Source organism: Rhizobium sp. A37_96 (assembly GCF_053521765.1).
The window spans coordinates 337,448-355,679 of record NZ_JBNWDS010000002.1 but is presented as its reverse complement, the minus strand read 5'-3'; the positions used below and the strand labels follow the sequence as shown (position 1 = coordinate 355,679).

22 protein-coding genes and 1 pseudogene are annotated in these 18,232 nt (G+C 60.8%); 11 read left to right on the top strand and 12 right to left on the bottom strand.

Going from position 1 to position 18,232, the window contains the following annotated elements; translation table 11 throughout:
- Window positions 1-204: 204 nt before the first annotated feature.
- From rpmH to yihA, 4 genes are all read left to right on the top strand, one after another.
- The gene (rpmH, locus tag ACQZ6J_RS08195; protein WP_041677194.1) at window positions 205-339 is read left to right on the top strand and encodes a 50S ribosomal protein L34; all 135 of its coding nucleotides are present in this window, start codon (window positions 205-207) and stop codon (window positions 337-339) included.
- Between the two features lie 25 nt (window positions 340-364).
- Window positions 365-766: a ribonuclease P protein component gene (gene rnpA, locus ACQZ6J_RS08190; protein WP_163984830.1), complete on the top strand. Its 402-nt coding sequence runs from the start codon at window positions 365-367 to the stop codon at window positions 764-766.
- Complete coding sequence (gene yidC, locus ACQZ6J_RS08185; protein WP_449083287.1) at window positions 766-2,568, top strand: membrane protein insertase YidC; 1,803 nt, start codon at window positions 766-768, stop codon at window positions 2,566-2,568. Before rnpA ends, yidC begins: the two co-directional genes overlap by 1 nt.
- Window positions 2,569-2,763: 195 nt before the next feature.
- A complete protein-coding gene (gene yihA, locus ACQZ6J_RS08180) occupies window positions 2,764-3,423 on the top strand; it encodes a ribosome biogenesis GTP-binding protein YihA/YsxC (protein ID WP_163984831.1) in 660 nt (219 codons plus the stop codon).
- Between the two features lie 74 nt (window positions 3,424-3,497).
- Here yihA and ACQZ6J_RS08175 read toward each other — a convergent pair whose 3' ends face one another.
- From ACQZ6J_RS08175 to ACQZ6J_RS08165, 3 genes are all read right to left on the bottom strand, one after another.
- A complete protein-coding gene (locus ACQZ6J_RS08175; protein ID WP_449083285.1) occupies window positions 3,498-4,055 on the bottom strand; it encodes a fasciclin domain-containing protein in 558 nt (185 codons plus the stop codon).
- 109 nt (window positions 4,056-4,164) lie between these two features.
- Window positions 4,165-4,878 (bottom strand): anti-sigma factor, encoded by a 714-nt coding sequence (locus ACQZ6J_RS08170; RefSeq protein ID WP_449083283.1) that lies wholly within the window; start codon window positions 4,876-4,878, stop codon window positions 4,165-4,167.
- Window positions 4,875-5,414, bottom strand: a complete 540-nt coding sequence (locus tag ACQZ6J_RS08165) for a sigma-70 family RNA polymerase sigma factor (RefSeq protein ID WP_163984834.1) — start codon at window positions 5,412-5,414, stop codon at window positions 4,875-4,877. The genes ACQZ6J_RS08170 and ACQZ6J_RS08165 overlap by 4 nt, the downstream gene beginning before the upstream one ends.
- Window positions 5,415-5,594: 180 nt before the next feature.
- On the opposite strand from ACQZ6J_RS08165, the gene argB reads away from it, so the two are divergent.
- On the top strand, window positions 5,595-6,482 hold the full coding sequence (gene argB, locus ACQZ6J_RS08160; protein ID WP_163984835.1) for an acetylglutamate kinase: 888 nt from the start codon (window positions 5,595-5,597) through the stop codon (window positions 6,480-6,482).
- Window positions 6,483-6,640: 158 nt separating this feature from the next.
- Here argB and ACQZ6J_RS08155 read toward each other — a convergent pair whose 3' ends face one another.
- A complete protein-coding gene (locus tag ACQZ6J_RS08155; RefSeq protein ID WP_449083280.1) occupies window positions 6,641-7,066 on the bottom strand; it encodes a lipocalin-like domain-containing protein in 426 nt (141 codons plus the stop codon).
- 73 nt (window positions 7,067-7,139) lie between these two features.
- Window positions 7,140-7,910, bottom strand: a complete 771-nt coding sequence (locus ACQZ6J_RS08150; RefSeq protein ID WP_163984837.1) for an isocitrate lyase/PEP mutase family protein — start codon at window positions 7,908-7,910, stop codon at window positions 7,140-7,142.
- A 216-nt stretch (window positions 7,911-8,126) separates the two neighbouring features.
- Here ACQZ6J_RS08150 and ACQZ6J_RS08145 point away from each other — a divergent pair, with 216 nt between their 5' ends.
- The gene (locus ACQZ6J_RS08145) at window positions 8,127-8,831 is read left to right on the top strand and encodes a pyrimidine 5'-nucleotidase (RefSeq protein WP_163984838.1); all 705 of its coding nucleotides are present in this window, start codon (window positions 8,127-8,129) and stop codon (window positions 8,829-8,831) included.
- A gap of 113 nt (window positions 8,832-8,944) precedes the next feature.
- Window positions 8,945-9,577: an EF-hand domain-containing protein gene (locus ACQZ6J_RS08140; RefSeq protein WP_449083277.1), complete on the top strand. Its 633-nt coding sequence runs from the start codon at window positions 8,945-8,947 to the stop codon at window positions 9,575-9,577.
- 118 nt (window positions 9,578-9,695) lie between these two features.
- On the opposite strand, the gene ACQZ6J_RS08135 is transcribed toward ACQZ6J_RS08140, so the two are convergent.
- Window positions 9,696-10,568: an LOG family protein gene (locus tag ACQZ6J_RS08135; RefSeq protein ID WP_163984840.1), complete on the bottom strand. Its 873-nt coding sequence runs from the start codon at window positions 10,566-10,568 to the stop codon at window positions 9,696-9,698.
- A 213-nt stretch (window positions 10,569-10,781) separates the two neighbouring features.
- Between ACQZ6J_RS08135 and dapD the strand changes: the two genes are divergently transcribed.
- The 3 genes from dapD to ACQZ6J_RS08120 all read left to right on the top strand — a co-directional run bounded on the left by dapD (window position 10,782) and on the right by ACQZ6J_RS08120 (window position 13,575).
- Window positions 10,782-11,639, top strand: a complete 858-nt coding sequence (gene dapD, locus ACQZ6J_RS08130; RefSeq protein WP_449083275.1) for a 2,3,4,5-tetrahydropyridine-2,6-dicarboxylate N-succinyltransferase — start codon at window positions 10,782-10,784, stop codon at window positions 11,637-11,639.
- A 156-nt stretch (window positions 11,640-11,795) separates the two neighbouring features.
- Window positions 11,796-12,989, top strand: a complete 1,194-nt coding sequence (dapE, locus tag ACQZ6J_RS08125; RefSeq protein WP_449083273.1) for a succinyl-diaminopimelate desuccinylase — start codon at window positions 11,796-11,798, stop codon at window positions 12,987-12,989.
- A complete protein-coding gene (locus ACQZ6J_RS08120) occupies window positions 12,976-13,575 on the top strand; it encodes a hypothetical protein (RefSeq protein WP_163984843.1) in 600 nt (199 codons plus the stop codon). Before dapE ends, ACQZ6J_RS08120 begins: the two co-directional genes overlap by 14 nt.
- Before the next feature lie 57 nt (window positions 13,576-13,632).
- Here ACQZ6J_RS08120 and ACQZ6J_RS08115 read toward each other — a convergent pair.
- From ACQZ6J_RS08115 to def, 6 genes and pseudogenes are all read right to left on the bottom strand, one after another.
- Window positions 13,633-13,749, bottom strand: a pseudogene (locus tag ACQZ6J_RS08115) (arsenate reductase (glutaredoxin)); the annotation flags it as partial.
- Window positions 13,727-14,533, bottom strand: a complete 807-nt coding sequence (gene truA / locus ACQZ6J_RS08110) for a tRNA pseudouridine(38-40) synthase TruA (protein WP_449083271.1) — start codon at window positions 14,531-14,533, stop codon at window positions 13,727-13,729. The pseudogene ACQZ6J_RS08115 and the gene truA, both read right to left, overlap by 23 nt.
- On the bottom strand, window positions 14,533-15,480 hold the full coding sequence (fmt, locus tag ACQZ6J_RS08105) for a methionyl-tRNA formyltransferase (protein ID WP_449083269.1): 948 nt from the start codon (window positions 15,478-15,480) through the stop codon (window positions 14,533-14,535). Before fmt ends, truA begins: the two co-directional genes overlap by 1 nt.
- Window positions 15,481-15,541: 61 nt before the next feature.
- Entirely contained in the window at window positions 15,542-15,961 is a 420-nt protein-coding gene (locus ACQZ6J_RS08100) for a PIN domain-containing protein (protein WP_449083267.1), read from the bottom strand.
- Window positions 15,958-16,248 carry a FitA-like ribbon-helix-helix domain-containing protein gene (locus tag ACQZ6J_RS08095; protein ID WP_449083265.1) on the bottom strand — a complete coding sequence of 97 codons (291 nt, stop codon included), beginning with the start codon at window positions 16,246-16,248 and terminating at the stop codon, window positions 15,958-15,960. Before ACQZ6J_RS08095 ends, ACQZ6J_RS08100 begins: the two co-directional genes overlap by 4 nt.
- Before the next feature lie 65 nt (window positions 16,249-16,313).
- On the bottom strand, window positions 16,314-16,829 hold the full coding sequence (gene def, locus ACQZ6J_RS08090) for a peptide deformylase (protein WP_163984847.1): 516 nt from the start codon (window positions 16,827-16,829) through the stop codon (window positions 16,314-16,316).
- Window positions 16,830-17,015: 186 nt separating this feature from the next.
- Between def and ACQZ6J_RS08085 the strand changes: the two genes are divergently transcribed.
- Entirely contained in the window at window positions 17,016-18,194 is a 1,179-nt protein-coding gene (locus ACQZ6J_RS08085) for a DNA recombination protein RmuC (protein WP_449083263.1), read from the top strand.
- The last annotated feature ends 38 nt before the right edge of the window (window positions 18,195-18,232 follow it).

The following is an 18,232-nucleotide window of genomic DNA, read 5'->3' as shown; positions in this document are numbered from 1 at the left end:
CGGTTGCCGACAGACCGAATTTGCGGCCAATCCAAGGAATCTGCAGCGGTATAATTGACTCTTCGGGCCTCGATCCGTATAAGCCCGCGCACGTCCGGTCATGGAGCCTGCATTTGCGGGACACGTCCGTTCGCCATAATCAACAACGCTCCTTGCTTTTGAAGCAAAGCTCAAGAAGGGCCGCACTCCGCGGTGTTTAAATAAATGAAGCGTACCTATCAACCATCCAAGCTTGTTCGCAAGCGTCGTCACGGCTTCCGTGCTCGCATGGCTACCAAGGGCGGCCGTGCGGTTCTTTCCGCTCGCCGTAACCGCGGCCGCAAGCGTCTTTCGGCCTAAGGGCCGAAGTGCCCGATAATCCAGGATGGCGGGCAAATTGACGAATGAACGACCAAAAAAGACTGTCGGGCGGCTGAAAAGCCGGCCGCAGTTTCTTGCAGTCCGCGAAGGTGAGAAGCGCAGAGGCGCGTTCTTCCTCATAGAGATGCTGGACCGCAAGCTTGCCGACGCCGAGCCCCGCGTTGGTTTTACCGTTACCAAAAAACATGGAAACGCGGTGGAGCGCAACCGCATGCGGCGCAGGCTGAAAGAAGCCGTGCGGCTTCACGCCGGATTTGCAATGCAGCCCGGACACGACTATGTGGTTGTCGCGCGACGCGAGGTGCTGACCGCGCCTTTCGAAAAGCTGGCAAGCGAACTCGTAAGCCGCGTCGAAACCAGGCCGAAACATCGGCGGTCGGAAACGGACCGCTCCAGGAAAGTATGATGGAAAACAACCGCAATTACTTCATAGCAATTGCACTGTCCGTGCTGATCGTTCTCGGCTGGCAGTTTTTCTACATGAACCCCCGCCTCGAAGCGCAGCGCCAGGCCGAGCAGGCCGCCAAGCTGCAGCAGCAGTCCCAGCAGGCTCAGACGACGCAGTCGCCTGCTGCGGGTACGGCGGTAAACGGTTCCTTGCCGGCAAACGGCCAGACGACGCCGACGGTGCTGACCCGTGACCAATCCGTCGCCAAGACCTCCTCTTCGCGCGTTGTCATCGACACGCCCGCGCTTGCCGGTTCCATCAACCTGGAAGGCGCTCGTTTCGACGATTTGAGGCTGAAGAGCTACCACGAGACCGTCGACAAGAGCAGCCCGATCATCACGCTGTTCAGCCCGGCCGACACCAAGGACGGCTACTTTTCCGAACTCGGCTATCTCGGCGGCGATACGACCGGCACGGTTCCCGGCCCCTCGACCTTATGGACGCTGGCAAGCGGCGACAAGCTGACCGACAAGACGCCGGTGACGCTGTCCTACACCAACGACAAGGGCATCACCTTCAGCCGCACCATCTCCGTCGACGATCGCTACATGTTTACGATCAGCGACAAGATCGTCAATGGCGGCCAGGCACCGGTCTCGCTGTCGAGCTATGGCCGGGTCACGCGCTACAACAAGCCGGAAACACCGTCCGCCTACGTTCTGCATGAAGGCTTCATCGGCGTCATCGGCGACGATGGCCTGATCGAGAGCAAGTATGCCGCCGTGGAGAAGGAAGCCGTAAACCCGGCGAAGGCAACCGGCGGATGGCTCGGCATTACCGACAAGTATTGGGCCGCAACGATCGTGCCGCCGCAATCGACGGCCTACGATGCCCATTTCTCGCACTTCACCGACGGTACGCCGCGCTATCAGGCCGACTACAAGGAAGATGCGGTCACGGTCGCTCCAGGCCAGTCGCTTGAGCTGAAGAACCTCATCTTCGCCGGCGCCAAGGAAGTTCCGGTCATCGATCGCTATGAAACGAGCTACTCGATCCCGCGCTTCGACCGCCTGATCGACTGGGGCTGGTTCTATTTCATCACCAAGCCGATGTTCAAGCTGATGGACTTCTTCTTCCGCTTCTTCGGCAATTTCGGCGTCGCCATCCTCTGCACCACCATCGTCGTCAAGGCGCTCTTCTTCCCGCTCGCCAGCCGGCAATATGCCTCGATGGCGAACATGAAGCGCATGCAGCCGAAGATGGAAGAGCTCAAGGCCAAGTTCGGCGACGATCGCATGGGCCTGCAGCAGGCGACCATGCAGCTCTACAAGGAAGAGAAGATCAATCCGATCGCGGGCTGCTGGCCGGTGCTCTTGCAGATCCCGATCTTCTTCTCGCTCTACAAGGTGATCTACATCACCATCGAGATGCGCCACGCGGCGTTCTTCGGCTGGATCCAGGATCTTTCCGCGCCGGACCCGACCTCGATCGTCAATCTCTTCGGCCTGCTGCCGTTCGCAGCCCCGACCTTCCTGCATCTCGGCGTCTGGCCGCTGATCATGGGCATTACCATGTTCTTCCAGATGCGCATGAACCCGACACCGCCGGATCCGACCCAGGCGATGATCTTCAACTGGATGCCGCTGGTATTCATGTTCATGCTGTCGAGCTTCCCGGCCGGCCTCGTGATCTACTGGGCATGGAACAACACACTCTCGGTCATCCAGCAGTCGATCATCATGAAGCGCCATGGCGTGAAGGTGGAGCTCTTCAACAATCTGAAGGGCCTCTTCAAACGAAAACCGGCGCCATCGAAATAAGCAGAAAGCCCCGCTTCGGCGGGGCTTTTCGTTTGCGGCTTATCTGTTTTACGAGATCGGATTGCCGTGCCGTTGCCGCTCAAGGCGCATGGCCTGGACCGAGATGCCGCGTGATCGCCTGCCGATCAAAACTTGACTTTCGCGGACAAAACCCCGAAGCCAGTCAGTCAATCGAACCGGAAGATCTTGGACAGCATGGCAGACCAGACGACAAAAGACGACAAGCCGCTTTTCGGGCGTCCGTGGATCTTCATCCGCGGCGTGCCGGCAATGAAGTTTCTGCCGCCGGAAGGGCCGCCGGAAATTGCTTTTGCCGGGCGCTCCAACGTCGGCAAGTCGTCGCTGATCAATGCGCTGGTCGGACATAAGGGCCTCGCGCGCACCTCTAACACGCCGGGACGCACGCAAGAACTCAATTATTTCGTCCCAGACGGCTTTTCCGGCGAGAACGGCGACCTGCCGCCGATGGCATTGGTCGACATGCCCGGCTATGGCTATGCCGAAGCACCAAAGGATCAGGTCGATGCCTGGACGAAGCTGGTGTTCGACTATCTGCGCGGGCGCACGACGCTGAAGCGCGTCTACGTGCTGATCGACAGCCGCCACGGTATCAAGAAGAACGACGCGGAGGTTCTGGATCTGCTCGACAAGGCAGCCGTTTCCTATCAGATCGTGCTCACCAAGACCGACAAGATCAAGGAAGCCGGCCTGCCGAAGCTGCTCGCCGAGACCGCCGAGAAAATCCGCAAGCGCCCCGCCGCCTATCCCGGCATCCTCGCCACCTCCTCGGAAAAAGGCGCGGGCCTTCAGGAGCTGCGCGAGGCTATTGGCCTGACGGTCGGTATCCAGGTCTGAATACTGCGCATCCGGATTGAGGCCGCCGCTCCTGACCCCGCTTCAGGGAACGGCGGCCGTGTTGCCGCGGAGGATTACATCTTCGGCAACAGCACCTTGTCGACGACGTGGATCACACCGTTCGACTGTTTGACATCGGCGATGGTGACGTGAGCCGTACCGCCGGTCTCGTCGGTCAAGGTCAGCTTGCCGCCCTTGTCCATGGCCTTGATCGTGCAACCACCGACCGTTTTCAGGTCGTATTCACCACCCTTGCTCTTCGCCCACTTGCCGATCGCGGCGGCCATGTCATCGCCGGCCACGACATGGCACGTCAGCACTTTGACCAGCTTCTCCTTGTTTTCCGGTTTCAGCAGCGTCTCCACCGTGCCGGGCGGCAGCTTCTCGAAGGCCTCGTTGGTCGGAGCAAAGACCGTGAAGGGACCCTTGCCTTCGAGCGTATCGACGAGGCCCGCAGCCTTGACGGCCGCGACAAGCGTCGTGTGATCCTTCGAATTCACGGCATTCTGGACGATGTTCTTGCTGGCATACATCGCAGCGCCACCCACCATCGGGTCCTTGGCGTAGGCGAGGCTGGTTGCGGCGGACAGCATTGCAGCGACAGCGGCAACGCGAAACGCGGTCTTGATCATAACGTCTCCTCTTCCTCTCTATTGCCCCGATCACCCGGGGTCGAAAGAAAGTACGGAGCGCGCCGACAAAGAGTTTCAGCCGCGATTGCTTTTCGCGGGACGACGTTCTTCAGGGCAGGTGGATCGTGCCGGAGGCGACCACATCGCCTGTGGGCTTGCCGGTCGGCGAGCCGCCGAAGGGCTCGACGCTGACGGCGATGATGGCGCCCTCGGTCAATTTGCCGTGAAGTTCCGGCGGAAGGACAATTTCACCGTCACCCGTCTGCGGCAGGACTCCCAGCGCCTCGGCCGGATCGCTGCCGCGAATCAGCCAGAGCTCGAGCGATTTCTCCTCGGGCTTGCCGGCAGCGACCGGCGTCACCTTCAGGCGCCCATTGGCGGCATCGTAGTTGGCGAGGAGATTGATGGGGCTGTCGTGGCCGGAAAGCGAGGCGGTCAACTGCTTGCCGGGGGAAGGAGGCAGACTGCCCTCGTTCGTAATGGCAAAGACCAGGACGCCGGCGGCCAGAAACAGCGAACCGAAGGCGACAGAGCGCCAGAGCGTGAGCGAATTCCAGAGATTCGCGCCAAGCGCGGTCTCGCCGAAAATCCGCTTCTCGATCTTCGGAAACACCGCGGCCGCTGGAGTAACCGTTTCGTATTCCTCGTTGAATTCCGAGAGGTTCTGCTCCCAGCGGCTGACGATGGCGGCGAACTGGCGATCGCTGCGCATGCGGCGCTCGACCTTCTGCCGGTCCTCCAATGAAAGCACGCCAAGCACGTATTCTCCGGCCAGGACTTCGTCGCGGGAGCGGCCTCCCTTGCTTTGATCGGGCGTACTCATCGGTCCATGCACTCTCTCAGTCTGATCAGGCTTCGACGCAGCCAGGTGCGCATAGTATTCAATGGCACCGTGTGTTGATCGGCGAGCTCCTGGTAGCTCAAGCCCTCGACATAGGCGCTGCGAACTGCCCGCGCGCGATCAGCTTCCAACTCTTCCATGCACCTGTCAATCCGCCTCCCCTCTCCCTTCACGATTGCTTGCTCTTCGGGGTCGGGTTCCAGGTCGGCAAGATCGTAGGCGGCGTCTATTTCGTCGGCTACCGGCTTGCGGGCACGGATGAAATCGATGGCCCGATTGCGCGCGATGACGACCAGCCATGGCATTGCCGGCCCCTCCGCAACGGCAAACTGCTCGGCCCGCTGCCAGATCTTGATATAGACCTCCTGCAAAATTTCTTCCGCATCCGCCTTGTTGCCAACGATACGCAAGCAAACGCCAAGGAGTTTCGGGCTGGTGCGCTTATAGAGCGCGGCAAAGGCTTTCTGATCGCGCATGGCGACACGACCGATCAGCGCTTCCATCTCCTCGCTCGCCATCCAACTCCCCGGTTGCGACGCCTGCGCCATCTTTAGAAGAAAAGCACCGGGTGACAAGCTCGCAAGTGCGATCAATTTCTGCAACGACGATAGGGCGTGCCGTCAACTAATCCCGACATCATTATTCCCTCTGTCAAAAACTTGAGATAAAAGGCCGCGAACAATTTCGAAGGGTGCACCATGTCCGAAGCCCAAAGCGAACTCCAAGCCAGCCTGCTCGCGCAGGCGCTGCCCTATATGCAGCGCTACGAAAACAAGACCATCGTCGTGAAATACGGTGGCCACGCCATGGGCAATGCCGAACTCGGCAAAGCATTCGCGGCGGATATCGCCCTGCTGAAGCAGTCGGGCGTCAACCCGATCGTCGTCCATGGCGGCGGCCCTCAGATCGGCGCCATGCTGACGAAGATGGGCATCGAATCGAAATTCGAGGGCGGCCTGCGCGTCACCGACCAAAAGACGGTCGAGATCGTCGAAATGGTGCTCGCCGGCTCGATCAACAAGGAAATCGTCGCGCTGATCAACCAGACCGGCGAATGGGCGATCGGCCTTTGCGGCAAGGACGGCAACATGGTCTTCGCCGAAAAGGCGCACAAGACCGTCAAGGATCCGGATTCGAACATCGAGCGCGTGCTCGATCTGGGCTTCGTCGGCGAGGTGGTCGAAGTCGACCGCACGCTGCTCGACCTGCTTGCCAAGTCCGAGATGATCCCGGTCATCGCACCGGTCGCTCCCGGGCGCGACGGCGCGACCTACAACATCAACGCCGACACCTTCGCCGGTGCGATCGCCGGCGCGCTCAGCGCCACGCGCCTGCTGTTTCTGACGGACGTTCCCGGCGTACTCGACAAGCAGGGCCAGCTCATCAAGGAACTTTCCGTGGCCCAGGCCCATGCGCTGATCGCCGACGGCACGATTTCCGGCGGCATGATCCCGAAAGTCGAAACCTGCATCGATGCCATCAAGGCCGGTGTTCAGGGCGTCGTCATCCTCAACGGCAAGACGGCCCATTCGGTCCTGCTCGAAATCTTCACCGAGCACGGCGCCGGCACGCTGATCGTTCCGTAGGGGCGGTGGCGTATTCAAGGCTGACTGAAAAACTGGCTGATTTCAATTGATTGTTATTCCATTGGGCTGCGAAGCCCAATGCACATGTGATGCCTTGGCGTGAAAGAGCACCTGCCGCATGATCGGCGCGGGGCGTTACGAACCCAGCGTAGCGGAGGTTAATCGCGCCTAAACCTGAGCACAGCCCTTCCTATTGGATTTCCCGATACCAACGGATTGGGCATCCAGCCCGTAAAGACCTCGAGCGTGTCTCCATCAAGCTTGTAGAAGCGTTCCTGCTCGCTACCGTTCCAGGCTTCATTCCAGGATGAGTCAATCTTTGTGATGAACCTGTCGCCCTCGATCCGATATCGTCCGGTGTAGGCCATCATGGTACGGAAAAGTCCCAGCAGTTTCTCATCCGCAGTCCCGGGCTCCCGCGCCCCTGCGGTAACCAAGACCATCATTCGCCCATCAGAGCCGAACATAAGGCGCCCATTGGGGTGGTCGCCCCACGGTTGACTGCGCTCCCTTGAATCCTGAAGCTCGGTATCAAAAGAAACCAAGCGCCAGCAACCGTGGAGCCCGGTGTCGCGCTCAGACATTTTCACTCCTGCTGTCGTTTGCCCAAAGGGATCCGCCTGCCGAAGAGGTAGAGGATGCCGGCTTCTATTATGCTCAAGTCGGCCGGTAGATCGCTTCGGCCTCGCTTTTCAACATTCCCATGACCGATCGGTAGGGAGCCGGCCCATAGCTTATGCGGCTGACGCCGAGCTTTGCCATGGTCTCGTTGTCGGGTGTTGCCGGGCGCACCATGATGTTGACCGGCAGGGGCGAGCGTTCGCACAAGGCCCCGATCAGTTCCGGTTCGACAAGGCCGGGCGCGAAGAAACCGCTGGCCCCGGCCTCGGCGAATGCGTCGGCGCGGCGGTATGCGTCATCCAGCAGGATATGATGGTGGGCCGTATCGCTTTCCTGCAGGAAAAGATCGGTGCGGGCGTTGATGAACAACGGCATTTCCCGGCGATCGGCCATTTCCCGGATGGCGCGGATGCGCGCCGCCTGTATCTCGGCAGGATGAACGCCCTCGCCGCCGATCACCTGATCCTCGAAATTGATGCCGACCGCGCCGTGATCCATGATCTTTTCGACGTTGGCGGCAACTTCCTCCGGTTCGACGGCATAGCCGCCCTCGAAATCGACGGAAAGCGGCAAGGGGCTCGTCACCGAAATCAACCTGGCGGTGACCGCCAGCAGCGATAGCGGGATCGCCTGACCGTCGCCGAAACCATTGGCGGCGGCGACCGACCAGCTTCCCGTCGCCAGCGCCTTCGCGCCGGCTTCCGTTACGGCCTTGGCAGAGCCTGCATCCCAAATATTGAAAAGGATCAGCGGCTCGCCCTTCTTGTGCAGCCGCGCGAACTCCTGCGCCTTTTCCACCTGACTCATCGCATCCCCTCCGAAAAGCCCGGCCGGGGATTCCTCTCCGCGACCCGAAAGAGCGGAAGCCCTTCCCTCCGGTTGAAAATAGAGTAAAAACCCGCAAATCAATAGTAAAATCATAGCCGGCATTGGATTATCCGCCAATGCCCGCGACACAGCGGCATGTCGCATGCATGAATATTTTCCCTCCCCTTTCGCAGGAGGGCATGCGATAAGCTCCCCATGAGCCAGACAAAATCACTCTCCGAGCCGTCAGATTTCTCCAACATCCGCGATTGGGTGTTCGACCTCGACAACACGCTCTATCCGCATCATGTCGATCTCTTCGCGCAGATCGACAAGAACATGACCGCTTATGTCTCGGCGCTGCTGCAGATGGAGCGGGACGAAGCGCGCAAGCTGCAGAAGCAATATTATCTCGACCATGGCACGACGTTGCAGGGATTGATGATCCATCACGGCATCGATCCCGACGACTTCCTGGAAAAGGCCCATGCGATCGACTATTCGGCGCTGACACCGCAGCCGGAGCTGGCTGCCGCCATCAGGGCGCTGCCGGGGCGCAAGTTCATCTTCACCAACGGCAGTGTCAAACACGCCCAGGCGACGGCCGGCGCGCTCGGCATTCTCGACAGCTTCGACGACATTTTCGACATCGTTGCGGCCGACTACGTGCCGAAACCTGCCGGCACGACCTACGACAAATTCACGAGCCTCAACCGGGTGGACACGAAGCGAGCCGCCATGTTCGAGGATCTGCCGCGCAATCTCACGGTGCCCAAGGCGCTCGGCATGAAGACCGTGCTGCTGGTGCCCCGGAACCTCGAGACGACGGTCGTCGAATGGTGGGAGCGCACCACCGGCGAGGACGATCATATCGACTATGTGACCGACGACCTCACGAGCTTTCTCAAGGCCTTAGCTTAACCATTCATTAGGGCGGGGTTACGAAAGTTTCATCCGCCTTACAGAGGTTTAATTGGCCGTTTTGGACCACCCGCCCTATCGTTTGACCATTCCTCGACACGAAAGGAAAAACGATGAACGGGAAAAAAATTCTTCTTGCGGGACTTTCCGCAGCCCTTCTGGTGGGCGCCGCCGCCCAGGCGAGCTTCGCTGCCCAGGATGAAGCAAACGGCGGTCATCATGGCGGACGCTGGCACGGACCGCGCTTTTCACCGGAAATCGTCTATGTGCGCATGCTGAAGCAATTCGGCCAGCCCGGCGACACCAAGATCACCCGTGACGAGGTGAAAGCCGGCGTCGACAAGATCTTCGACCAGATCGACACCAACCACGACGGCGAAATCACGCCCGGCGAGTTGCGCGCCTATCGTCAGGAACGCTTCAAGGAATGGAAAGCCGAGCACGCCAAGGCAAAGGACGATCAGGGCGACAATCAGGCCCAGAACGATCAGAGCAAGGGCGATCAGGCACAAGCCGACCAAAAGGGCAATCATGGCCAACGCCATCACAGGCCGCACGGCCGCTTCATGCATGAAGCAGGTTTGATGCGCGGCATGATGATCTTCCATCGCATCGACAAGGATGAAAATGGCCAGATCAGCAAGCAGGAAGCCGAAGACGCCGCCAACAAGTTCTTCGACCGCATGGACCGCAACCATGACGGCGTGATCTCGCTGGACGACATGCCGAACCGGCCGTTGCTGTAGGCCTCCTCATCAAGCGCGATCCCGCAGGCGAGCTCCCGCGCCGCATGGATCGCGTCTTGAACGGGACTCCCATGACCGAAAGCCCGCCCTCGCCTCCGCGACGGCGGGCTTTTCGTTGTCAGTGGCCGTTGTCGTGCTCGTAGAAATCGCGAACGATCTTCCAGGCATCGTCGGCGGTGTCCACGAAGCTGATCAGGTTGACGTCGTCAGGCGCGATGGTGCCGAATTCGGCGAGCGCTTCGAAATTGATGATGTTGCGCCAGAATTTTTCACCGAAGAGAATGAGCGGCAGGCGCTCCATGCGGCCGGTCTGAATGAGCGTCAGGCATTCGAACAATTCGTCGAGCGTGCCGAAGCCACCCGGAAATACCGCGATCGCCTTGGCCCGCACCATGAAGTGCATCTTGCGGATCGCGAAATAATGGAAATTGAAGCTGAGCTCCGGCGTGACATAGGCGTTCGGCGCCTGCTCGTGCGGCAAGACGATGTTGAGGCCGATCGACGGCGCCCCTTCTTCGGCCGCGCCGCGATTGCCCGCCTCCATCACGCCCGGGCCGCCGCCGGTCACCACGACATATTCGTGGAAGTCGAAGCCGGCGGAATGGCGGGAGCAAAGCCGCGCGAACTTGCGCGCCTCCTCGTAATAGACCGATGCGGCCTCGAGATTGGCGCGCTGCACGTCGTTGCGGGCAGCCCATGCATTGGCGCCCGGTGCCGGAATGCGCGCGCCGCCGAACATCACGACAGTCGACTTGATGCCGCGTTCGGTCAGCGACATTTCGGTCTTCAGCAGTTCGAGCTGCAGGCGGATCGGCCGCAGTTCCTCACGGCACAGGAAGTCCTCGTCGGCATAGGCGAGGCGGTAGGAAGGCGACATCGACTGCGGCGTGCGCGGCACGGATTCGGCCCGCTTCTTGTCCGCCGAGCTCGTCTTCAAGGGGTCCCATACCCCATCCTTGCGCCTCAGCCTGCCGTTCTTCGCCTTGCTCATCTATTCATGCCTTTCGAATCGATCATGACGGGCCGTTCCCGCCCATGGAGAGGGATGGCCAAGCTCTTGCATATGCCCCTACAACGCCTTGAATCCAAGCTCAATCGGCGCTTAAAAGACATTCCATTTTCGACATCCATGCTATAGGACCAATCGACCGCTTCCGGACCATTCCGGAAATCACGATAGGCACTGACGTTTTAAGGAATTCCCATGAGCGCTAACGATCTCGCCTCCCTCGAAAAGTCCATCGAGGCTGCTTTCGACAATCGCGACAATGTGAACACCTCGACGCGCGGCGAAGTCCGCGAGGCCGTCGAGACGGCGCTCAATCTCCTCGACAGCGGCAAAGTGCGCGTGGCCGAACGCGGTGCGGACGGCAACTGGACCGTCAACCAGTGGCTCAAGAAGGCGGTTCTGCTCTCCTTCCGCCTGAACGACATGAAGATCGTCGAAGGCGGTCCGGGCAACGCCACCTGGTGGGACAAGGTTCCCTCGAAGTTCGAAGGCTGGGGTGAGAACCGCTTCCGCGAAGCCGGCTTCCGCGCCGTGCCGAACGCCGTCGTGCGTCATTCCGCCTATATCGCGCCGAACGCCATCCTGATGCCGTCCTTCGTCAATCTCGGCGCCTATGTCGACGAAGGCACCATGGTCGATACCTGGGCCACCGTCGGCTCCTGCGCGCAGATCGGCAAGCATGTTCATCTTTCCGGCGGCGTCGGCATCGGCGGCGTGCTGGAGCCGATGCAGGCCGGCCCGACGATCATCGAGGACAATTGCTTCATCGGCGCCCGCTCGGAAGTGGTCGAAGGCTGCATCATCCGCGAAGGCTCGGTGCTTGGCATGGGCGTCTTCATCGGCAAATCGACCAAGATCGTCGACCGCGCCACCGGCGAGATCACCTATGGCGAAGTTCCGCCCTACTCGGTCGTCGTCGCCGGCGCCCTGCCGAGCGGCAATACCATGGCGAACGGCCAGCCCGCTCCCAGCCTCTATTGCGCCGTCATCGTGAAGCGCGTCGATGAAAAGACCCGCTCGAAGACCGGCATCAACGAGCTGCTGCGCGACTGATCGCGAATTTTCGGAAGCGCGGTTCCATATCGCGCTTCCCTTGTGCTTGCCGGGTTAACATGCCTGTGCGATTGCTGGAATCGCGGCAAAGATTTTCGAGCCATCGCCGATCCTTTGCCATCGCTTTGCCATTTCCCGCCGGATAAGTTGCCTCCGATGACCGTTACCGATCCCGTCACCAACCTGCAGACCCTCATTCGCTGCGCCTCGGTCACACCAGCCGAAGGCGGTGCGCTGACCGCGCTTGCCGACATGCTGCTGCCGCTGGGCTTCAAGGTCGAGCGCATGACGGCGAGCGAGCCGGGAACGCCCGATATCGAGAACCTCTATGCGCGGCTCGGCGCGGATGGACCGCATCTGATGTTTGCCGGGCACACCGACGTAGTGCCGGTCGGCGATGCCGCCTCCTGGAGCCACCCGCCCTTTGCCGCCGAGATCGCCAATGGCGAGCTTTTCGGGCGCGGCGCTGTCGATATGAAGGGTGGCATTGCCTGTTTCGTCGCCGCCGTCGCGCGCCATATCGAGAAGCACGGCAAGCCCGCCGGCTCGATCTCCTTCCTGATTACCGGCGACGAGGAAGGGCCGGCGATCAACGGCACGATCAAGCTGCTGCAATGGGCAGCCGAGCGCGGCGAGACATGGGACGCGTCGCTCGTCGGCGAACCGACCAACCCGGACAGGCTCGGCGACATGATCAAGATCGGCCGCCGCGGCTCGATTTCCGGCTTCATCACCGTCCATGGCGTCCAGGGCCATGCCGCTTATCCGCACCTCGCCGACAACCCCGTGCTCAGCATCATCAAGCTGACGGAAGCGCTGCTCGACCCGCCTTTCGATGCCGGCACGGACAGTTTCCAGCCGTCCAACCTCGAAGTGACGACCATCGATGTCGGCAATGCCGCCACCAACGTCATCCCCGCCAAGGCGACCGCGACCTTCAACATCCGCTTCAACGACACCTGGACCGCCGATACGCTGAAGGCCGAAATCATTGCCCGCCTGGATGCGGCAGCCGCAGACCAGACGCTGCGCCCCGGACGCCCGCCGGCGAAATACGACATCACCTGGTCCGAGCGCCCGAGCCAGGTCTTCCTCACGCGCAACAATGCGCTGATCGCCTCGCTCTCTTCGGCCGTCGAAAACATCACCGGCCAAAGGCCGGCGCTTTCGACCACCGGCGGCACCTCCGACGCCCGCTACATCAAGGACTATTGCCCCGTCGTCGAATTCGGCCTCGTCGGCCAGACCATGCATATGGTCGACGAGCGCGTGGCGCTGTCGGATCTTGAAACGCTGACAGGGATCTACCAGACCTTCATCCAGCGCTGGTTCGAGAATGCCGACATTTAGGGAAGTCCAATATTATCTGTCCGGCCTGTGGCTGCTGATACGCATGGATGCGCGCGGATTCCAGTATCTGGATACAACGGATCGCGGCATGCTGCGCTCCTTCTGGGCCATTGTCTGGAGCCTGCCGCCGATCGGCATTTCCTGGCTATGGCTGCAGCAGGCCTATCTTATGGCCATGCCTCCCGAAACATCGACCGGGATCGCCTTCTTCATGCGCCTCGCGCTGGTCGAGGCGGCCGGCTGGCTCATGCCGCCGATCCTTGCCGGGCTGCTGCTTCTGCTCTTCCGCTTCGGCGACAAGTTTCCGCCGATCGTCGCGACCGTAAATTGGCTCTTCGTGCCAGCCAACTATCTGAATGCATTGCTGTTTGCATTGATCATCTTTGTCCCCGGCGCGAAGGTTCTGGCGGGATTTCTATCGCTGATACTGACCATGGCGACCATCTTCTCGCTGGCACGCATTCTCAGGATGATCTGCGGCACGCATCCGCTTTTCATCGGCGCGCTGACGCTGATGCTGCTCATTCCGAACATGCTGCTGACGGATTTCCTGCAGCGCTTCCTCGGGGTCTACCCGCCGGGCTGAGCTAGCGACCGACGACTCCGCCGTCTTCCTTGGTGAAGGAACCGATATCCGGGTTCAGCTGGGCGGCGTCTTCAGATATTCGATGACGAGGGGCTCTTCTCCCGACTGCCTGATCATAGCCAGCGTGTTGCGCGAGGTGCCGCAAGCGGGATTATGATAGATCGTCACCGTCATCGGTGTTCTCTCCCTCGCCGGAAGCCAAACCGGCATCGTCGCGATAATCCACCTGCATGAAATAGAGCCCATCCGGCGGGGCGACAGGACCGCAGGCCTTGCGATCCTTGGCTTCGAGCGCTGCACGCACGTCGTCCGGCGTCCACTTGCCCTCGCCCGCCAGCTTCAGCGTGCCGGCGAAGGAACGGATCTGATTGTGCAGGAAGCTTTGCGCCGTGGCGCGGATCTCGATCAATTCGCCGCTGCGCGTCACATCCAGCCGGTCCAGCGTGCGCACCGGGCTGTTCGCCTGGCAATGCGCCGAACGGAAGGTGGTGAAATCATGCCGTCCCACAAGGGTTTGCGCTGCGGCGTGCATGACCTCGTGATCCATGTCCTTCGGCACCCACCAGGCACGCCCGGCCTCCAGCGCCAGGGGAGCGCGGCGGGCGATGATGCGATAGAGATAATGGCGGCGAATGGCCGAGAAGCGCGCATCGAAGCTTTGGTCGACCTCGACGATATCGAGAACGGCGACCCGATCTCCGGCGAGCCGCAGATGCGCATTGAGCGCATTGCGCAACGTATAGGTCTTCCATTCCTTGGAAAGGTCGGCATGCATGACCTGACCCATGGCATGCACGCCGGAATCCGTACGCCCCGCGCCGCGGATCGAAACCGTCTCACCCGTCAGCGACAGGATGGCGCTTTCGATCGCCCCCTGCACGGAGGGGCCGTTTTCCTGGCGCTGCCAGCCGACATAGGGGATGCCGTCATATTCGACGGTCATTCTGTAACGCGGCATCAGCCCTGCCCCGAAGCAAGCACGGTGCCCGGCGAGATCGGCGTGCCACGCACGAAATCGGCCGCCGCCAGCGGCTTGCCGCCGGCCTTCTGCAGCCTCGTGAGACGCACGGCGCCGGAGGCGCAGGCAATGACGAGATCGTCCGTCAGGACGTGACCGGCGGCTCCATTGCCCTCGGCCAGCGCCGAGCCGAGCACCTTGATGCGCTCGGGACGGCCGGCGATTTCGGCTTCGAACCAGGCGCCGGGAAAAGGCGACAGTCCGCGAATATGATTATGCACATCCGCCGCCGGCTTGCCGAAATCGATGCGGGTTTCGGCCTTGTCGATCTTGGCGGCATAGAGAACGCCCTCGGCCGGCTGGGCGGTCAACGGCAGCTCGTCATGCTCCAGCTTGTTCATCGCCTCGGCCATGGCCTTGGCGCCCACGAGCATCAGCCTGTCATGCAGCTCGCCCGATGTCATGGTGTCGCCGATCTCGACCTCGCGCGTCAGCGCGACCGGACCGGTATCGAGACCCTTGTCCATCTTCATCACCATCATGCCGGTCTTGGCATCGCCGGCCATGATCGCCCGCTGGATGGGGGCAGCTCCACGCCAGCGCGGCAGCAGCGACGCATGACCGTTGTAGCAGCCAAGGCGCGTACCGGTGAGGATCGCTTCCGGCAGCAGCAGGCCGTATGCCACGACGACGGCGACATCGGCATCCAGATCGCGAAAGCGCTGGCGCTCGTCGGGATCCTTGAAGTTGACCGGCGTGAACACCGGCAGGCCGAGCAATTCGGCCGCCTGATGCACCGGCGATTTCTGCAGGTCGAGCCCGCGCCGGCCGCCGGGACGCGGCGGCTGCGTGTAAACGGCGCGAACCTTGTGCCCGGCATCGATCAGGGACCGCAACGTCGGCACGGAGAATTCGGGCGTTCCCATGAAAATGATGTTGAGCGACATGCGATCCATCCGGCTGAGATTATCAAGTTTCGAATGACCCAAGCGCCACCCGGGTCAAATGTTAGCCGCCTTCAAACGGGTTTATGAGCTTGAGATCAAGCCCCTCGAAGTCTTTTGTGTTGCGCGTCGCCAATGTCGCGCCGTTCGTGAGGCAGATAGCGGCGATCATGGCGTCTTGCACGGAGATCTGATGGCCCGAACGCTCCCGACGAGCACGAATACGACCCGTTTCAATGGCAGAATTTTGATCGAAGCGAAGGATCCTGCCGTGGAGCGACGCGAGCAAAGCATTGAAGATCTTCGTGTAACGATCGGACTGCGTGCGAAGCAAGAAGCGCTCCGCGCCATAGGATTGCTCCATCACCACGACATCGCAAAGATAGAATTCCGTGCTTGACCGAGCCTTCATCCAGACAGTTACATTTTGATCCGGAACAGGTCTTTCCAACTCAGAAATAACATTCGTATCGAGGACGATCATTCAAAGTCCTCGACCGGACGGCCGAAGTCCTTCTTTCGCTCCGCCTCGATTTCTTCCATGATGCGTGCATATTCCGCTGCTGCGGTGTCATTGCCATCATAGAGGATCGGTCTCAGAAGATCCCAAGCCGATGGTCGAGGGGTCTCCATTTCGGCTTTCTCCGCGATCAAGGCCTTCTGTAAGAGTTCTTTCGCCTCCTCCGAAAGGCTGCGTCCGGTTTGCCTTGCCCGTCTTGCGATATCCTGCTTCATGGGCTCGGAAATATCGCGAATCAAAAGATCACCCATCCGCGCCTCCATTTGATATCAAAGATATCATAGGCGCCCGCAGCTGATCTTTCAATGGCGGCCGGTCACAGAGCCTTGGACTTGGCGGCCTTGGTGAACTTCTTGATCACCATCTCGCGCTTGAGACGGGAGATGTGGTCGATAAACAGCACGCCGTTCAGGTGATCGATCTCGTGCTGTACGCAGGTCGCCAACAAACCCTCAGCCTCGGTGAGCAATTCCTTGCCGTTGCGGTCCAGATGCTTAACGGTGACGCGCGCAGGGCGCTCCACTTCGGCATAGTAATCCGGAATGGAAAGACAGCCTTCCTCATAGACCGAACGCTCGTCCGACGACGCGACGATCTCCGGATTGATGAAAACCAGCGGCGTCTTCTCTTCGCCTTCGCGCGCGACGTCGATAACAAGCATGCGGCGGGGAACGCCGATCTGGATCGCCGCGAGGCCGATGCCCGGCGCGTCGTACATGGTTTCCAGCATGTCGTCGGCGAGGCGCTGAATTTCGGTATCGATCTGCTCGATGGGCTTGGAAGCCTGGCGGAGCAGCGGATCGGGCAAAATGATAAGTGGCTTGATCGTCATGACGTTTCCCATAACGCATCTTGTTGTGCGATGGAATCGCCAAGAGGCCGTGAAGCGGTGTTTTTTCAACGGCCGCCGTCAAAGCCAGAGCAAATGGTCCGGAAATTCTGTTCACGTTTTGATCTGGATATTCACAACAATTTTGCTATGGTGCCGATCTAGAACTTCACCAGCGCGCCAGGTTTCATGTCCTTCATCCTCTTCGGCCAAGCCATTTCCACGGTCCAGATCCTGACCGGCCTCGTCATCCTGCTTGTTATCGCGGTGCTCGTCCTTTTCATCCGCAGCAGGGCGCGCGCGGAGGACGACATGCTCGACGCCGAGCATACCATGGCCGCGCTTCTTCGATCGCAGGCGGAGATGCAGGGCCGGCTCGCCGCCATGGCCGAAGTGTTCGGCTCGCGGCAGGCCGAGCTCAACCAGGCGATCGGCCAGCGTCTGGACGGCATGTCGCAACGGGTGACGGCGACGATCGGCGAGCAGACGCGCTCGACGCATGAAAACCTGCGCCGGCTGCAGGAGAGGCTTGCCGTCATCGATGCGGCGCAGACCAATATCCAGTCGCTGGCGAAGGATGTCGTCGGGCTGCAGGCCATCCTTTCCAACAAGCAGACGCGCGGCGCCTTCGGCCAGGCACGCATGGAGACCATCGTCGCCGATGGACTGCCGATGGGCGCCTATGCCTTCCAGCCGACGCTTTCGAACGGCTCGCGGCCGGACTGCACCATTCGCATGCCGAACGGCTCGCCGCCGCTGGTTATCGATGCCAAGTTTCCGCTGGAAGCGTGGAACGCCATTCGCGGCGCCGCCAGCCCGGAACATGGCAAGATCGCAGCCCAACAGTTCCGCCGGGATCTGGAACTGCATATTCGCGACATCTCGGAGAAATATCTCATCCCGAGCGAAACGCAGGACACGGCCTTTCTCTTCGTGCCCTCCGAATCCATCTTCGCCGAGATTCACGAGAACTTCGAGGCGATCGTGCAGAAGGCGCAGCGCGCCCGCATCGTCATCGTCTCGCCTTCGCTGCTGATGCTGTCGATCCAGGTGATCCAGGCAGTGCTGAAGGATCAGCGCATGCGCGAGCAGGCGCATGTCATCCAAAGCGAAGTCGCGCATCTGATGGACGATCTTTCCCGGCTGGATGAGCGGGTGCGCAAGCTCCAGGGCCATTTTGCCATGGCGCAGAAGGATGTCGACATGATCGTCACCTCGGCCGACAAGCTGGCAAGGCGGGGCGAGAGGATCGAGGCGCTGGAGTTCGAGGCCGCGAAAGAGCCTGCGAAGACGCGTGCCGAAGAGAAACCAAAGCCGGTCGATAACCGCACGAGCCAACTCAAGCTGAGGGTGGTTGACGAAGACTGATCGCTTCGGCAGTGTCGCGCCCAATCGATGCATGATCC

Bases quoted from the DNA above. Each gene is read 5' to 3' on its own strand.
- dapD (WP_449083275.1), top strand. From the start codon at position 10,782: ATGAGCGCTAACGATCTCGCCTCCCTCGAAAAGTCCATCGAGGCTGCT.
- ACQZ6J_RS08155 (WP_449083280.1), bottom strand. From the start codon at position 7,066: ATGTCTGAGCGCGACACCGGGCTCCACGGTTGCTGGCGCTTGGTTTCT.
- ACQZ6J_RS08170 (WP_449083283.1), bottom strand. From the start codon at position 4,878: ATGAGTACGCCCGATCAAAGCAAGGGAGGCCGCTCCCGCGACGAAGTC.
- ACQZ6J_RS08085 (WP_449083263.1), top strand. From the start codon at position 17,016: ATGTCCTTCATCCTCTTCGGCCAAGCCATTTCCACGGTCCAGATCCTG.
- ACQZ6J_RS08135 (WP_163984840.1), bottom strand. From the start codon at position 10,568: ATGAGCAAGGCGAAGAACGGCAGGCTGAGGCGCAAGGATGGGGTATGG.
- ACQZ6J_RS08145 (WP_163984838.1), top strand. From the start codon at position 8,127: ATGAGCCAGACAAAATCACTCTCCGAGCCGTCAGATTTCTCCAACATC.
- yihA (WP_163984831.1), top strand. From the start codon at position 2,764: ATGGCAGACCAGACGACAAAAGACGACAAGCCGCTTTTCGGGCGTCCG.
- ACQZ6J_RS08140 (WP_449083277.1), top strand. From the start codon at position 8,945: ATGAACGGGAAAAAAATTCTTCTTGCGGGACTTTCCGCAGCCCTTCTG.
- ACQZ6J_RS08150 (WP_163984837.1), bottom strand. From the start codon at position 7,910: ATGAGTCAGGTGGAAAAGGCGCAGGAGTTCGCGCGGCTGCACAAGAAG.
- ACQZ6J_RS08165 (WP_163984834.1), bottom strand. From the start codon at position 5,414: ATGGCGAGCGAGGAGATGGAAGCGCTGATCGGTCGTGTCGCCATGCGC.
- fmt (WP_449083269.1), bottom strand. From the start codon at position 15,480: ATGTCGCTCAACATCATTTTCATGGGAACGCCCGAATTCTCCGTGCCG.
- ACQZ6J_RS08095 (WP_449083265.1), bottom strand. From the start codon at position 16,248: ATGGGTGATCTTTTGATTCGCGATATTTCCGAGCCCATGAAGCAGGAT.
- yidC (WP_449083287.1), top strand. From the start codon at position 766: ATGGAAAACAACCGCAATTACTTCATAGCAATTGCACTGTCCGTGCTG.
- argB (WP_163984835.1), top strand. From the start codon at position 5,595: ATGTCCGAAGCCCAAAGCGAACTCCAAGCCAGCCTGCTCGCGCAGGCG.
- rpmH (WP_041677194.1), top strand. From the start codon at position 205: ATGAAGCGTACCTATCAACCATCCAAGCTTGTTCGCAAGCGTCGTCAC.
- rnpA (WP_163984830.1), top strand. From the start codon at position 365: ATGGCGGGCAAATTGACGAATGAACGACCAAAAAAGACTGTCGGGCGG.
- ACQZ6J_RS08175 (WP_449083285.1), bottom strand. From the start codon at position 4,055: ATGATCAAGACCGCGTTTCGCGTTGCCGCTGTCGCTGCAATGCTGTCC.
- truA (WP_449083271.1), bottom strand. From the start codon at position 14,533: ATGCCGCGTTACAGAATGACCGTCGAATATGACGGCATCCCCTATGTC.
- ACQZ6J_RS08120 (WP_163984843.1), top strand. From the start codon at position 12,976: ATGCCGACATTTAGGGAAGTCCAATATTATCTGTCCGGCCTGTGGCTG.
- ACQZ6J_RS08100 (WP_449083267.1), bottom strand. From the start codon at position 15,961: ATGATCGTCCTCGATACGAATGTTATTTCTGAGTTGGAAAGACCTGTT.
- dapE (WP_449083273.1), top strand. From the start codon at position 11,796: ATGACCGTTACCGATCCCGTCACCAACCTGCAGACCCTCATTCGCTGC.
- def (WP_163984847.1), bottom strand. From the start codon at position 16,829: ATGACGATCAAGCCACTTATCATTTTGCCCGATCCGCTGCTCCGCCAG.